A 13641-nucleotide genomic window follows, 5' to 3' on the forward strand; every position below is an offset into this window, starting at 1 on the left:
CGCAACCTACACGCAGCAGGACACCTGCACGTGCCAGGTGGTGACGATGCGATCTCTATCAACGCTACGGCCTGGTGAGACCGCCCGCCTGGGCCAGATCCCGGCTGTAGACATCGGCCTGGCCCGGGAACTTGCCGCCATGCGGCTGCTGCCGGGCGAGGTGGTGACGGTCCTGGCAGAGGTCGGGGGCGATGGACCCCTCCTGGTCCAGGGAGCCGGAGGCGTCTTTGCCCTGGGTCGTAGCCTCGCCGCTCACCTGGCTGTCGAGAGTCTGGTGCCGTGCCCGTAGGCTGCCACGACGCCCAGCCGCGCATCCCGATTTCCGGGGATCTGCAGGTTGCCCTTGCCGGCAATCCCAATGTCGGGAAGTCCACGGTCTTCAACTCACTGACCGGCTTGGGTTCTTCCACGGCGAACTACCCGGGCACCACCGTCGAGGTGTCCGTGGCCACGGCGCGGGTGAACGGCAGTCGAGTCACAATCCTGGACCTGCCGGGCACGTATGCGCTCTCCGGCCATACCGAGGACCAGCAGGCCGCACGGCGCGCCCTTCTCGAGGAGCGTCCCGATGCCGTCGCGGCGATCCTGGACGCCACCAACCTGGCGCGCAACCTCTACTTGGTTCTGCAACTGCTGGACCTTGGATTCCGGGTGGTGGTCGCGCTGAATCTCACGGACGAGGCCGCGCGGCGAGGGATTCACATTGACGCGGGACATCTCGGTGCTCTGCTGGGCGTGCCCGTGGTGCCCACCATTGCCACGCGACGCCGTGGGACGGCCGAGCTGCTGACCGAGGCGATGGGCGTGGTCAGACGCCCGATGGGGAGCATGTGCAGGTACAGCGCTGAGGTCGAGGGGATGGCCGCGCGGGTCGAGGCCCTCCTGGACGACCACGAGGTGCCCGCGAGAGGCCGCGCGCTGCTGCTGCTGGAGGAGGGGACCCTTGACCGTCTGCCTTCGGGTATGGCCAACGAGGAAGCAGCGGCCGAGGCCGCTGCGATCGCCCGGGAGGCCTCAGAACGGGGTGCTGAGCCGCTGCCGCTTGCCATCGCTCGGGAGCGACACCTGGAGGCGGACCGCATCGCGCGCGAGGTGACCCTGCGCCCCGGGACGCCGCAGCATCTGCACCTCTGGCGCCTGGCAACTCGGCCTTCCACCGGTGTGCCCATGCTCCTCGCAGTGCTGGCCGCGACGTTCGCCGGCCTGTTCTGGGGTGGCAGCCTGCTAGCCGGCCTGGTCGAGACCCTGTGGGCGAGAACCGCCTCGCCAGCCATCGCCGCGGTGTCGGTGTGGGCATTCGGTGACGGAGTCATTACGCGGATCCTGAAGTGGGGACTCGACGCCGGCCTGCTCGCGGTACTCACCGTGGGCATCCCCTACGTGCTCACGTTCTATCTGCTGCTCTCGATTCTGGAGGACAGCGGCTATCTCAACGTGGCCGCGGTGCTGACCGACCGTCTGATGGGCCGGCTCGGGCTCAACGGCAGGGCGGCGATCCCGCTGGTGGCCGGTGCCGGATGCAGCGTGCCCGCGATCCTGGGGCTGCGGGTGCTGCGCACCGAGCGCGAACGGCTCATCGGTGGGACCCTCGTAGCCCTCGTGCCGTGCAGCGCCCGCACCGCGGTCATCGTGGGCGCGGTTGCCTACCTGGGCGGATGGCGCGCGGCAGTGCTCCTCTACCTCACGGTTGCAGCCGTCATCCTGGCCACGGGCTGGGGATTGAACCGCCTGCTGCCGGGCCGGGCGCCGGATCTCATCATGGAGATCTTCCCGTTTCGATGGCCGACCCCCCCCGGCGTGCTGCGAAAGGCGTGGGCGCGGGCCCGCGAGTTCGTCACCGTGGCGGTGCCGGTTGTTCTTGTCGGGAGCTTCGTCCTGGGCGCGCTGTACGAGACCGGCCTGGTACGTCTCGCCGAGCGGCCGCTGGCACCTATCGTGGAGGGATGGCTCGGCCTGCCCGCGGTTGCCGGGCTCACGCTGATCTTCGCGGTCCTGCGCAAGGAGCTCGCGCTGCAGTTGCTTGTGGCGCTGGCCGTAATGCAGTATGGCAGCGGCGCGTCCAGTCTGTCGGCGTTCATGACCCCCAACCAGGTATTCACCTATGCCCTGGTGAACACGATATACATCCCGTGCATCGCGACGATGGCCGTGCTCGCGAAGGTTCTTGGCTGGCGGCGCTCCGCCGCGATCTCCGGGTTCACAATCGCACTGGCACTTGCCGTTGGAGGATTGGCCACGCGGCTGCTGGCTCTTCTGGGTTTCGGCTAGCCGCGGGAGGCCCGGTCGCGGGGTCCCGATTGCTGGAGGCCGAAATCATGAACGAAGAGGAACGGAGATACACTCTAGTCCCAGACCTGGCCGCCCTCGCGGAGGCGGTGCCCGATAGCATCCTCAGCCGTACGATCTACAAGGATGCCCAGATCAAGGCAGTGTTGTTCGACTTTGCCGCAGGCCAGGAGCTCTCTGAGCATACGGCTTCGACCGCTGCGATTGTCCACATCCTGCGGGGGGAGGCCCGGCTCAAGCTCGGCGCCGATGAACTCGACGCCTCGGCCGGTGCATGGATTCACATGCCGCCGCAGTTGCCTCACAGTCTCTACGCCCGCACCCCGGTCTTGATGCTGCTCTTGTTGCTGCCGAAGTCCTGACAGGTGACCACCCAAGGACAACTGATTCATCCAGGAGGCGTTGCGCATGTCTACTGAGCGCGTGCACCGCTACGTTGACGAGCACCGCGACGAGTCGCTGGAGATCCTCAAGACCCTGGTCAGGCAGCCCAGCATCAGCGCGCAGGATCTGGGCGTCAAGGAATGTGCTCGGCTGCTGGCCGGGATCATGAGGGACCTTGGGATTCCATCCGAGGCGATCGAGACGCCGACGCAGCCGGTTGTCTGCGGCGAGATCAGACGCGACCCAAGTGCCTACACGCTGCTGCTCTACGGGCACTACGACGTGCAGCCGCCTGAGCCGCTGGATCTGTGGCACAGCCCGCCGTTTGAGCCCACCGTGCGCGACGGCCGGCTCTACGGTCGAGGGACCGGCGACAACAAGGGGCAGTTGATCACCCACGTGCTGGCGGCGAAGGCCTGGATGGAAGCCGCAGGCGGGCCTCCGATCAACCTCAAGTTCGTCTTCGAGGGAGAGGAGGAATCGGGATCAGGCGGCCTGGCCGAGTTCGTGCGAAAGCACAGGTCGCGATTGGCCGCTGATCTGGTCTACATCTCCGATGGTGGACTGCACCCCACCGGAGCACCGGTCATCTCTCTGGGAAACCGGGGGATCGTGGGAATCACGCTGATCGCCCAGGGCGCCGATCGCGACAACCACTCGGGCAACAAGGGCGGTGTTGCCCCCAACCCTGTGTGGATGCTTGTCCACCTGCTCTCCACGATGGTGGATCCCGGGGGCCGTGTGCTCATCGAGGGGTTCTACGACAACGTGAGGCCGATCGGCTCGGTGGAGGAGCGGCTCCTGGCCGGGATGGAGTACGATCCCCGGGCGTTTGCCGCCACGATGGGGCTCGATACGCTTCCCATGGACGGCCCCACCTACTGGAAGCGGATCATGCTGGAGCCCTACTTCAACATCAGCGGCTTCGCGAGCGGCTACGTCGGGCCCGGGTCCAAGACCATCATCCCATCGAAGGCCGAGTGCCGGATTGACGTCCGGCTGGTGGTGGACCAGAAGACCGGAGAGATCTTCGAGAAGGTGAAGGCGCACGTCGCCCGCGTGGATCCCAGGGTTCAGGTGCTGGCCCGTGGCTTTGGGGCGATGGAAGCCAGCCGCACCGCTGCTGACCATCCGGCGGTGGCGGTCGTGGCCCGCGCGATCCGGGCGGTGCGTGGAGCCGAGCCGTTCGTCAACCTGTGCTCCGGCGGCAGTTTGCCCAACGCGGTCTGGCCTGGGGTGCTCGGCGTGGACCACATCGGCGTGCCCTACGCCAACGCCGACGAGAACAACCACGGCCCAAACGAGAACCTGAATCTGGAGCGGTTCTACGACGGCATCCACGTGAGCGCCGAGGTCTTCCAGGCGCTGGCCGATGCTAAGGTGCGGTGAGGTAGGGGGAGGGGCGTCGGGGGGCCGGCGGCGCGGGCTCGCGGGCTCGTTGACGGTGCCGTAACGCCTCTGCTACGATCGCCCCGTCGGGGCGTGGCGCAGCTTGGCAGCGCGTCTGGTTTGGGACCAGAAGGTCGCCCGTTCGAATCGGGCCGCCCCGACCAGTCCCTTTCTCGCGCGGCTCCCCCGCAGGGCTAGAAATAGTACTCGTCGGTGCTCGCGCCGTCGTTGAAGACGATGGTGCGGGCGCTGTGGCCGGCGGGAATCACGAAGACCAGCGAGCAGGTTCCGGTTTCTCCGGGTCGTACCGCGACCGTTGAGCGGCAGGCGTCGGCCTGCCGGAACGAGGACGGATCGTAGCGATAGGTTTCGCCCTCGCGGTCAGCGAGCGTGAAGAAGTTGGGGTTGAGGACCTTCGCGCCCCGGCTCAGGTTCTTCAAGGTGATGCTCACCAGGGCCGAGCGCGCCTGCGCGTCGCCGTACTTCGGCGGGCGCGCGGTCAGGACGACGTCGCGGGCAGGCCGCTCGTCCGCCAGCAGCGCGCGCACGAAGGCCTTCGGATCAAACACCCCGATCCGAATCACCGTGCCGCTTCCCGTTCCCAGCACGAGCCCTATGGCGTCGTACCAAAGCACCCGCTCGTCGCCGCCTCCTGACGAGGGCGCGCCGTAGGCCGCCACCGCGGCCGAAGCGGGCTGGCCCACGCCGACTCCCCGCTCGGTGCGGTACCGGTCGTTGGTGGTGAGGATCAGTACGACCTGATCGTCGCGCACCCCGGCGGCGGTGCGCTGGCGGTCGTAGTAGAGGTACGAAACGGAGCCCGCGGCGTGCGTGCGGTCGGGCTGTCCCCATCCGGGGGCCTGATAAAGAGTTCGGGTCGGGACGCCCAATCGCAGCGCGCCCATGGACTGCCCCGGGACTATCAGCCACGCATCGGATGGCGCGGCGGCCGTCGACGCCGGCGCAGCGGCGATGAGGCAGAACACGGCGAGCACGCAGATCCCGGCGATCAGGCGGATTCCGGCGAGCAAACGGATTCCGGTGATCGTGCGCTTCGCAGCGTGACGGAGCGACAGTCGCATACTGCTGTGTGATTCGCCGCAACTCGCCTTGACCCCCTTTTGGGGCGGTGCTACCGTGGCGGTAGCGCGTGCGCGATCAACAAGGAGGAGCCAGGTGACAAAGCCGCTGGAACTGTTCCAACAGGCCTCCGCGACGATGCGGAAGGTGCTATATGAGGTCAGGCGCGTAATCGTTGGTCAGGACCTGATGCTGGAGCGGCTGCTGGTGGCGCTGCTCGCGCGGGGACACGTACTGCTCGAGGGCGTTCCCGGCCTCGCCAAGACCCTGGCGATCAAGAGCGCGGCCAGGGCGATAGACTGCGAGTTCAAGCGGATCCAGTTCACGCCCGACCTGGTGCCGGCAGACCTGGTGGGGACCCGGATCTACAATCGGCAGACCGGCACCTTCGACGTGGAACTGGGTCCGGTCTTTGCCAACTTCGTCCTGGCCGACGAGATCAACCGCGCCCCGGCCAAGGTGCAGTCGGCGCTGCTCGAGGCAATGCAGGAGGGGCAGGTGACGATCGGCAAGCAGACCTTCCCTCTTCCGCACCCGTTTCTCGTGATGGCCACCCAGAACCCGATCGAGAGCGAGGGGACGTACCCTCTGCCCGAAGCGCAGGTCGACCGGTTCATGTTCAAAGTGGTAATCACCTACCCCAGCCGGCATGAGGAGATCACGATCGTTGAACGGATGAGCGGCGCTCCTCCGGAAGTGGTTCCGGCAATCAGCGCGGCCGAGCTGCTCCAACTGCAGGCCATCACCGACGCGGTCTACGTGGACGCGCGAATCCGCGAGTACTCCGTGGCGTTGGCGACCGCGACACGCTGGCCGGATGAGGTTGGACTGGCTCAACTGCGTCGCTACATCGCCTACGGAGCCAGCCCGCGGGCCTCGCTCAACATGGTGTTGGGCGCGCGCGCTCTGGCGCTACTGCGGGGGCGGGAGTACGTGATGCCGGAGGACATACGGGACATAGCGCCCGAGGTGCTGCGCCACCGCTTGGTCCTTTCCTACGAGGCACTGGCCGATGGAGTGGGACCCGACTCCCTGGTGGAGCAGGTGATCGCGGCCGTACCGGCGCCGCGCCTGGCGCTGGGGGATCCATACGAGGCCCAGAGCGCCACGGCAGCCGGGGGCGGGATCTCCAGGGGGGAATAGCCGGCCATGCCGGCAGTTGAGTTGCTGGAAACCCCTGAGCAGCTGCTGAGGCGGCTGGAGTTCACCGTCGTGCGCCGGCTGGACGGTTTCCTGTTCGGCGACTACCGCGGGATCTTCTACGGGCCCAGTCTGGATCTGGCGGAGGTCAGGGAGTACCAGCCGGGAGACGAGGTCCGGCGCATAGACTGGAACGTCACCGCGCGCATGCGCCGCATCTTCGTCCGGCAATATCACGAGGAGCGCGAGCTCACCGCCTGGCTGCTCTTGGATCTCTCGCCCTCGATGGCATTCGGCACGCGACGCCGCCTCAAGCGCGAGCTGGCAGTGGAGTTCGCCGGGACCGCCGCCTACATCGTCGCGCGGCACGGCGACAAGGTTGGAGCGGTCGCCTTTCCTGGCCGCGGCCGGCCGCTCGTCCCGCCACGCGCAGGCCGGCGCCATGCCCTGCGCATACTGCATTCCCTGTCGCAGCATGGGTCCTCCGAGGCGGGGATAACCGATCCACCTGAGATGACCCATCCACCGGGGATGACCGATCTCGCCGGCGTGCTCCATGCCGCTGTCGGAATGCTGCGCCGCCGCCACCTTGTCTTCGTGATCTCGGACTTCATCGCTCCTGATGGCTGGGAGAGGCCGCTCTGCGAGCTGGGGCGCCGGCACGACGTCATTGCGGCTTGGATCCGCGATCCGGCGGAAGAGGTCTTGCCTGACGTGGGCGTGATCCCGGTGCGGGACCCTGAGACCGGACAGCACTGCTGGATTGACACGTCCGACGCGCGGGTGCGTTCTGCTCACGAGGCGCTGGTAGGCGCGCGCCGGGCAAGTGTTGAGGCGGCGTTTCGGCGGGCCCGCGTTGACCACCTTGTGCTGTCCACGGCCACGACGCTGGTGGATCCCCTTGTGGATTTCGTGCTGCGGCGGCGGAGGCGTCTGTGGAGTTCGTCTGGCCGCTGATGCTCTGGGCGCTGGCCCTGGCCCCGCTCCTGTGGTGGGGGCATCGCCTCTTGGGCCGGCGGCAGCAGCGCGCCGCCCTGCAGTTCGCCGAGCCGCGGCTGTTCGATCAGCTGGTGGTGCGCCCCCCGGGCTGGCAGCGTTCCCTCCCCAACGTGTGCTACCTGATCGCCCTGCTGCTGCTGGCCGTGGCAATGGCGCGACCGGTGGCCGCGCTGCCCATGCCGGTCAACCGCGCCGCGGTGGTGATCGCGGTTGACACCAGCAGGAGCATGATCGCCACCGACGCGCAGCCCACTCGCCTGGATGCCGCCCGGAAGGCCGCCCGGGCTCTGGCTGATATGCTGCCCCGCTCGACACGACTTGGGCTCGTGGCGTTCAGCGAGTACGGCACGGTGTTGCTGCCGCCCGGTACCGACAGGAGCGCTCTTGTCGAGGCGCTCGACCGTCTCCAGCCGCAGTCGGCCACCTCTATGGGCGGCGGTATCCTGGAGGCGGTGCGCGTGCTGCCGGGTCGTGCAGGGGCGACGGGCGACCGTCCAAGTCGCTTGGTCCCCGGGTCCATCGTGATCTTCTCGGACGGCGTGAGCAACTTCGGCCCGAATCCAGAGGAAGCCGCTGCCCTGGCGCGCGACGCGCGCGTCCGAATCTTCACCGTCGGCGTGGGCAGGCCGGGCGGAACCGTGATGCGCGTGGAGGGCCAGCTCGTGCTTGTGCCGTTCGACGCGGCCGGCCTCCAGCGTATCGCTCAGATTACCGGCGGGACGTTCTTCCCGGCAACGGGCGGGGAGGACCTGCGAGCGCTTTCACGGATGCTCGGCCGGGACATGGGATGGGAGTTCACCCGCCAGGAAGCATCGTTTCTCCTGCTGGCGGTGGCAGGCGCCTTCATGCTGGTCGGCGGCGTGCTCTCGCTCTTCTGGTTCGGGAGGGTGCCGTGAAGCCGCGCCGCCTTCGGTGGGTCGCGTGGGCGCCATGACCTTTGAGTGGCCCTTCATGCTGTGGGCGCTTATCGCGCTGCCGCTGCTGGCGTGGGCGTATCTCCGGCTGCAGTGGCGGCGCCCGCGCGGGGTAGTGCTCATACCCAACGTCGAGATGCTGGCGCGCGCCGCCGGTGGCCGCGGCAGGTGGCGCAGGTGGGCGCCTCCGGCGATGTACCTGCTGGGTATAGGGATGGTCCTGATCGGACTGGCCCGGCCCTCGGCGCCGCTGCCGGTACCCGCGCGCGAGGGCGTGGTGGTGCTCTCCATTGACGTGAGCCGCAGCATGCTGGCCGACGACCTTCGGCCCAACCGGCTTGCCGGCGCGAAGATGGCTGCTCACGAGTTCGTCCGGGCGCTGCCCGGCGGTTTCCGCGTGGGCCTGGTTACCTTCAGCAGCTACGCCACGACGGTCGTACCGCCGACCGCGGATCGGGCCCGCATTCACGGCGCGATTGATCTGCTTACCCCGGAGTATGCCACGGCGATAGGTGAAGGCCTGCTCGAAGCAATCTGGTCACTACCGGGCCGTGTTCGGCCGCTTGCCACCGGCGAGGCGCTGCCCGGGCCGCAGCCGGTGCCGCCGGGAAGACTCCCCTCGGGCGTTGTCGTGCTTCTCTCCGACGGACAGAGCAACCGCGGAACCCATCCATTGGAGGCGGCGCGCATCGCACGCGATCTCCAGGTGAGGGTCTACACCGTCGGGATCGGCACGCCCGAGGGCACGGTCCTCAATGTTGCGGGGCGCAGCATCCTGGTGCGCCTGGACGAGGAGACGCTGCGCGGGATGGCTGAGGCCGCGGGTGGCGAGTACTACCGGACCACGAACCTCCGTGAGCTGCGCCAGGTGTACCGGCACCTGGGCCGGGAGATCGGCTGGGAGCGCCGCCCCACCGAGGCTACGGCGCTGGCGGCCGGGGCTGCGCTGGCGTGCCTGGTAGCCGCGGTGGTATCCTCCCGACTCCTGGTGCACAGGGTTCTGTGAGTGGCGGCCTGTGATATACTCGTGCCTGGCCGCGCGCCTGTAGCTCAGCGGATAGAGCGGCTGCCTTCTAAGCAGCGGGGCGGGGGTTCGAGTCCCTCCAGGCGCGCCAATCCAGTCAGGACGCGGGTTTCAGCCAAGGACAGCGAAACCGAGGGGATCTTCGCACGTGAGCGTTCCCGGAAGCTGCCCCGGGATATCCAGCAGGTGGCCTATCGAAAGTTGAGGATGCTAAACAACGCTCAGTCGCTGGCTGATCTGCGTATCCCGCCAGGCAACCGGCTGGAAAGGCTCGTGGGAAGGCGCGCTGGCCAGCACAGTATCCGAATCAGCGACCAATGGCGAATCCGTTTCAAGTGGCACGATGGTGATGCATATGATGTGGAGATTGTTGACTATCACAAGGAGAGGTAGCCATGACTAGGCAGCGACTGGCTCCTGTGCATCCTGGTGAGGTTCTTCTTGAGGAGCTCCTGAGGCCGATGGGGATCAGTCAAAGCCGCCTCGCACTATCGATCGGTGTTCATCCCCGCAGGATCAATGAGATCGTTCTAGGTAAGCGCGCGATCACAGCTGACACTGCGCTGCGCCTGGCACGCTTCTTCGGCACGTCAGCCAAGTTCTGGCTCGGACTGCAGACGGACTACGATCTCGACGTTACGGCGGATCGGCTGGGGCGCCGCCTCGACACTGAGGTGCGTGAGGTTGCACGGTCCAGGTAGCGCGGCCCGCAGCTTGGCGTGCTGGTGAAGCGCTCTCGCTGGAGCGGGCGGCGCCGTGAGTACAGAGGCAGGAAGTAGCGGTTGTCGAGGATGCAGCCGCGCCGTTCAGCGGCACGCAACCTCAGCAACGCGGAACTTCCACTCGTAGGTCACAGGCCCCTTGCTCGACGGGAACGTGAACGACGCCTTGTGCCAGCCCACCGCCAGCGGGGCCGCGGGCGTGTATGCGACGGTGGCCATGCTTTGAGGCAGATCCTTCGTCCCACTCACCTGTGCGCTTGCCGTGATGTCCTTGCCATCGAGTTTCAGCGATACCAGCGCTACATCGAGACTTCCATATCGCCGCATGGCGTCTGTCAGCCGCAGGCCCACCGCGATCTCAGGAGTGCGGCAGACCGTGCTATCCGGCGCCGGTACCACTCTGTATATCTCGGGAGGCAGGGCAACCGGCGTTGCGAGAACGCCATCGGCTACCGCCGCCACCACCGCAACTGCAATCCCCGCCAAGACCACCACAGCGAACATCCCGTGAAGACGCACAGCGACCTCCTCCACAGATACGGAATACCTAATCGGATATCTCTTCCCCGTCGCCGATGTCGCTCCTGCCGTTCGCGGAGGAACTCGCCGGTCAGCAGGACTGTGGTGGGACCACGGCAAAGACCCAGACATCTTTGGCAAATCGGTGCCGGAAGGGAAGTTGCGGCGTGACTGAGACTACGATGGGATTTCCGCTGATCTTTGACGGCCATAACGACACGGTCCTCAGCCTTCTTGACACAGGCCGATCGTTCTTCGATCGTTCCGAGGTTGGACACGTTGACCTGCCGCGGGCGCGCGAGGGCGGGCTGGGCGGAGGCTTCTTCGCCATCTACATCCGCGACCCTGGCGTATCGGAGAAGCCTCCGGCGGATTCCTCATCCACCGACACCTCGATGCGGGTGTACGGGGACGAGAGCACGTGGCCCGAGCCGATGTCACTGGAGTACGCGCAGGCGACCGCGCTCGACCTGCTCGGAAGGCTGCTGCAGGCCGAGCAGGCCTCGGGCGGGAAGGCGAAGGTCGTTCGCAGCGCGGCCGAGCTGAAGCGGTGCCTCGATGGAGGCGTCTTCGCCATGCTGCTGCACTTCGAGGGCGCTGAGCCGCTCGATCCAGATGGACGCGCGCTGGAGTCGTTCTACGCCGCCGGGCTTCGCTCGGTAGGCATAACGCACAGCCGCCGCAACCGCTTCGCGCAGGGCGTGCCGTTCAAGTTCCCTCATTCGCCCGACACCGGTCCTGGGCTCACAGATGCCGGCCGGGAGCTGGTGCGACAGCTCAACCGGCGCAGGGTGATGATTGACCTCTCCCACATCACCGAGCAGGGCTTCTGGGACGTGGCGGCTCTGACCGACGCCCCGTTGGTTGCGACCCATTCCAATGCCCACGCGCTGACGCCGTCGCCGCGGAATCTCACGGACCGGCAACTCGACGCGATCCGCGACCGCAGTGGTGTAGTAGGACTTAACTTCCATGTGGGCTTCCTGCGCGAGGACGGCGCGCGGAACGCCGAGACGCCGATCTCGCGGATGGTCGAGCACATTGACTACATGGCCGGGCGGATGGGGATTGACTGCGTCGCCCTGGGCTCGGACCTCGACGGCGCGGTCATGCCCTCCGAGTTGAAGGATGCCGCCGGTCTGCCCAACCTTATGCGGGCGCTCGCCGATCGCGGATACTCGAGTGAGGACCTGCGCAAACTTGCCCACGGCAACTGGGTGAGGGTCCTGAGCGAAACTTGGGGCGAATGATCGCAGGCGTGGTCCGGGCGCACGCGCCCTTCGCGGCCGTGGCCGCAGGTGCGCCTGCCGCAGCGGCGATGAGACTGCTGATTGTCACCCCGGTGTTTCCACCCGACATAGGCGGGCACGCCACGGCGATCCCACTCCTGGCCGTGGAACTCTGCCGCCGCGGCCACCAGGTGACTGTTCTGACAGTAAGCGACCGCGCGGACGGCGATGATTCGCTCTACCCGTTTTCGGTTGTGCGCCTTGCCCGACCCGGGCCCAGACTCGTACGGTGGCTGCGAACGATCCGCATGATCCTGAAGTTGGGCAGCCGGGCCGATGTCCTGCTGGTCTACGGACTGGCCCTGGAATCCGTGGTTGCCAACGCGCTGCTCAGGCGGCCGCTGGTGATGAAGGTCGTGGGCGATCTGGCCTGGGAGCGCTCGGTCCTGCTGGGGAGGGTGCGCGACACCTTCGAGGCATTCCAGCAGCGCAGGTACGGTGCGAGGGTGGAGGCACTGAGGCGCCTGCGCGCGTGGTGGATCCGGAGGGCGGACCGCGTGATCGTTCACTCCCAATGGATGGCCGGCTGGGTCGCTCGGTGGGGAGTCCTGCCATCCCGGCTTACGGTGATACCCAACGGAGTTGAACTGCCCGGGGCGCTTGTCGCGGCGACCCTTCCGCTCTCGACGCCGGTGACGCTGGTTACGGCGGCCCGTCTCACCAGGTGGAAGGGTATTGACGATTTGATCGCCGTCGTCGCCGGGCTGCGCGGCCTCGGCCTGGTCGTGGTCGGCGACGGTCCGGACCGGGGCCGGCTGGAGCAGGTCGCGCAGGAGGTGGGCGTATCCGACCGCGTGTTCTTCGCGGGCCGCAGGTCGCGCGAGGAGACGCTTGGCATCATGGCCTCGTGCGATGTCTTCGCGCTGAACTCAACCTGGGAGGGCCTGCCCCACGCGGTGCTGGACGCCATGGTGCTCGGGATGCCGCTGATCGCGACCGCCGTGGGCGGGGTGCCTGAGGCCGTCACGGACGGGGTGAGCGGGCTGCTGATTCCTCCTTCGGATCCCGATGCCCTCCGACGAGCGCTGGGTCGCCTGATCTCCGCGCCAGATGAGCGGGCACGACTGGCAGCAGGCGCCCGCCGCGCGGCAGAGCGATTCACCATCGCGCGCGTGGCGGACGCCACCGAGGCCCTCCTGCTTGCTGCAGCGGCTTCTATCCACCACAAGGGGAGGCCGTGAAGATCCTCCACATCACCAACACTGTGGCGGCCGGCGGCGCTGAGGTCACCCTACTGGCGTTGTGCCGTCATCACAAGGCGGCCGGGGTAGACCTGACAGTTGCGTGCCTGCGCGAACACGTTCGCGACACGAGGTCGCTGCGGCCGGAGTTCGAGCGCGCAGGCGTCGCGGTGCGCGACCTCGACTGCGCGCGCATTGATCCGAGGTGTCCCTGGTCTCTCCGCGGCCTGATCCGCGAGGAACGCCCCGACATTCTGCACACGCACCTGCCCAGGGCGGACATTGCGGGAATCGTCGCACGCGGACGGAAGCCGATCCCCAGGGTGATGACCGTGCACGGCACCTATGGCACGCAGGGAGTGTGGCGCTACCTGAAACCGGCGCTGGCCGGTGTATGGCGCCGCGCCGATGCCGATGCTGGTGCCCGCTTTCTTCACCGCGCACTACCGCGATAGCGTTCTTGTAGCCCAGGTTCTAGTCGCCGCGGTGGTGCTGGGCTTCCCGGGCAGCCAGGCGAACTCATTCCTGGCGGCCCGCGGCCATCTGCGGGCGCAGCACTGGCTGGCCGCGACGGCTCTGGCCGCCGAGGTCGTGAGCCTTGCACTGCTGACGATTAGGTTTGGGGTAGCCGGCGTGGCCGCGGCCAAGTGCGTCGCGCGGGTCTGGCATTCGCTGTTCGGCGTGGCGCTTGTGCCCCTGGTGCGGCGGTGACAC

Annotated in this window: 16 protein-coding genes and 2 tRNA genes; 16 read left to right on the forward strand and 2 right to left on the reverse strand. The window is 67.5% G+C overall.

Features of this window, described 5'->3' with window-relative positions:
- Positions 1 to 46 precede the first annotated feature (46 nt).
- The 5 genes from FJX73_01090 to FJX73_01110 all read left to right on the forward strand — a co-directional run bounded on the left by FJX73_01090 (position 47) and on the right by FJX73_01110 (position 4223).
- A complete protein-coding gene (locus tag FJX73_01090; GenBank protein MBM3469380.1) occupies positions 47 to 289 on the forward strand; it encodes a ferrous iron transport protein A in 243 nt (80 codons plus the stop codon).
- Positions 280 to 2268, forward strand: coding sequence for a ferrous iron transport protein B (gene feoB, locus FJX73_01095; protein MBM3469381.1), 1989 nt, complete (start codon positions 280 to 282; stop codon positions 2266 to 2268). Before FJX73_01090 ends, feoB begins: the two co-directional genes overlap by 10 nt.
- 86 nt (positions 2269 to 2354) lie before the next feature.
- Positions 2355 to 2648 carry a cupin domain-containing protein gene (locus FJX73_01100; protein ID MBM3469382.1) on the forward strand — a complete coding sequence of 98 codons (294 nt, stop codon included), beginning with the start codon at positions 2355 to 2357 and terminating at the stop codon, positions 2646 to 2648.
- A gap of 46 nt (positions 2649 to 2694) precedes the next feature.
- Positions 2695 to 4059, forward strand: a complete 1365-nt coding sequence (locus tag FJX73_01105; protein MBM3469383.1) for a M20/M25/M40 family metallo-hydrolase — start codon at positions 2695 to 2697, stop codon at positions 4057 to 4059.
- 87 nt (positions 4060 to 4146) lie between these two features.
- A tRNA-Pro gene (locus FJX73_01110) sits at positions 4147 to 4223 on the forward strand.
- Positions 4224 to 4253: 30 nt separating this feature from the next.
- Here FJX73_01110 and FJX73_01115 read toward each other — a convergent pair.
- Positions 4254 to 5141 (reverse strand): DUF4352 domain-containing protein, encoded by an 888-nt coding sequence (locus FJX73_01115; protein MBM3469384.1) that lies wholly within the window; start codon positions 5139 to 5141, stop codon positions 4254 to 4256.
- A 136-nt stretch (positions 5142 to 5277) separates the two neighbouring features.
- On the opposite strand from FJX73_01115, the gene FJX73_01120 reads away from it, so the two are divergent.
- The 7 genes from FJX73_01120 to FJX73_01150 all read left to right on the forward strand — a co-directional run bounded on the left by FJX73_01120 (position 5278) and on the right by FJX73_01150 (position 9917).
- Complete coding sequence (locus FJX73_01120; protein MBM3469385.1) at positions 5278 to 6282, forward strand: AAA family ATPase; 1005 nt, start codon at positions 5278 to 5280, stop codon at positions 6280 to 6282.
- Between the two features lie 6 nt (positions 6283 to 6288).
- On the forward strand, positions 6289 to 7236 hold the full coding sequence (locus FJX73_01125) for a DUF58 domain-containing protein (GenBank protein MBM3469386.1): 948 nt from the start codon (positions 6289 to 6291) through the stop codon (positions 7234 to 7236).
- Entirely contained in the window at positions 7215 to 8174 is a 960-nt protein-coding gene (locus tag FJX73_01130) for a VWA domain-containing protein (protein MBM3469387.1), read from the forward strand. The genes FJX73_01125 and FJX73_01130 overlap by 22 nt, the downstream gene beginning before the upstream one ends.
- 25 nt (positions 8175 to 8199) lie before the next feature.
- Positions 8200 to 9198, forward strand: coding sequence for a VWA domain-containing protein (locus FJX73_01135; GenBank protein ID MBM3469388.1), 999 nt, complete (start codon positions 8200 to 8202; stop codon positions 9196 to 9198).
- 33 nt (positions 9199 to 9231) lie between these two features.
- Positions 9232 to 9307: transfer RNA gene (locus FJX73_01140), tRNA-Arg, on the forward strand.
- Positions 9259 to 9609, forward strand: coding sequence for a type II toxin-antitoxin system RelE/ParE family toxin (locus tag FJX73_01145; protein ID MBM3469389.1), 351 nt, complete (start codon positions 9259 to 9261; stop codon positions 9607 to 9609). The genes FJX73_01140 and FJX73_01145 overlap by 49 nt, the downstream gene beginning before the upstream one ends.
- 2 nt (positions 9610 to 9611) lie before the next feature.
- On the forward strand, positions 9612 to 9917 hold the full coding sequence (locus tag FJX73_01150) for a HigA family addiction module antidote protein (protein ID MBM3469390.1): 306 nt from the start codon (positions 9612 to 9614) through the stop codon (positions 9915 to 9917).
- A gap of 105 nt (positions 9918 to 10022) precedes the next feature.
- Here the strand turns inward: FJX73_01150 and FJX73_01155 are convergent, their stop codons facing one another.
- Positions 10023 to 10457, reverse strand: a complete 435-nt coding sequence (locus FJX73_01155; protein ID MBM3469391.1) for a hypothetical protein — start codon at positions 10455 to 10457, stop codon at positions 10023 to 10025.
- 182 nt (positions 10458 to 10639) lie between these two features.
- On the opposite strand from FJX73_01155, the gene FJX73_01160 reads away from it, so the two are divergent.
- The 4 genes from FJX73_01160 to FJX73_01175 are packed head-to-tail and all read left to right on the forward strand — an operon-like array spanning position 10640 to position 13638.
- Positions 10640 to 11707: a membrane dipeptidase gene (locus tag FJX73_01160; protein MBM3469392.1), complete on the forward strand. Its 1068-nt coding sequence runs from the start codon at positions 10640 to 10642 to the stop codon at positions 11705 to 11707.
- A complete protein-coding gene (locus FJX73_01165) occupies positions 11704 to 12927 on the forward strand; it encodes a glycosyltransferase family 4 protein (GenBank protein MBM3469393.1) in 1224 nt (407 codons plus the stop codon). The genes FJX73_01160 and FJX73_01165 overlap by 4 nt, the downstream gene beginning before the upstream one ends.
- Positions 12843 to 13382, forward strand: a complete 540-nt coding sequence (locus FJX73_01170; protein ID MBM3469394.1) for a glycosyltransferase — start codon at positions 12843 to 12845, stop codon at positions 13380 to 13382. The genes FJX73_01165 and FJX73_01170 overlap by 85 nt, the downstream gene beginning before the upstream one ends.
- Entirely contained in the window at positions 13342 to 13638 is a 297-nt protein-coding gene (locus FJX73_01175) for a hypothetical protein (protein ID MBM3469395.1), read from the forward strand. Before FJX73_01170 ends, FJX73_01175 begins: the two co-directional genes overlap by 41 nt.
- Positions 13639 to 13641: the final 3 nt, after the last annotated feature.

This window comes from Armatimonadota bacterium (assembly GCA_016869025.1).
Lineage (GTDB): Bacteria > Sysuimicrobiota > Sysuimicrobiia > Sysuimicrobiales > Humicultoraceae > VGFA01.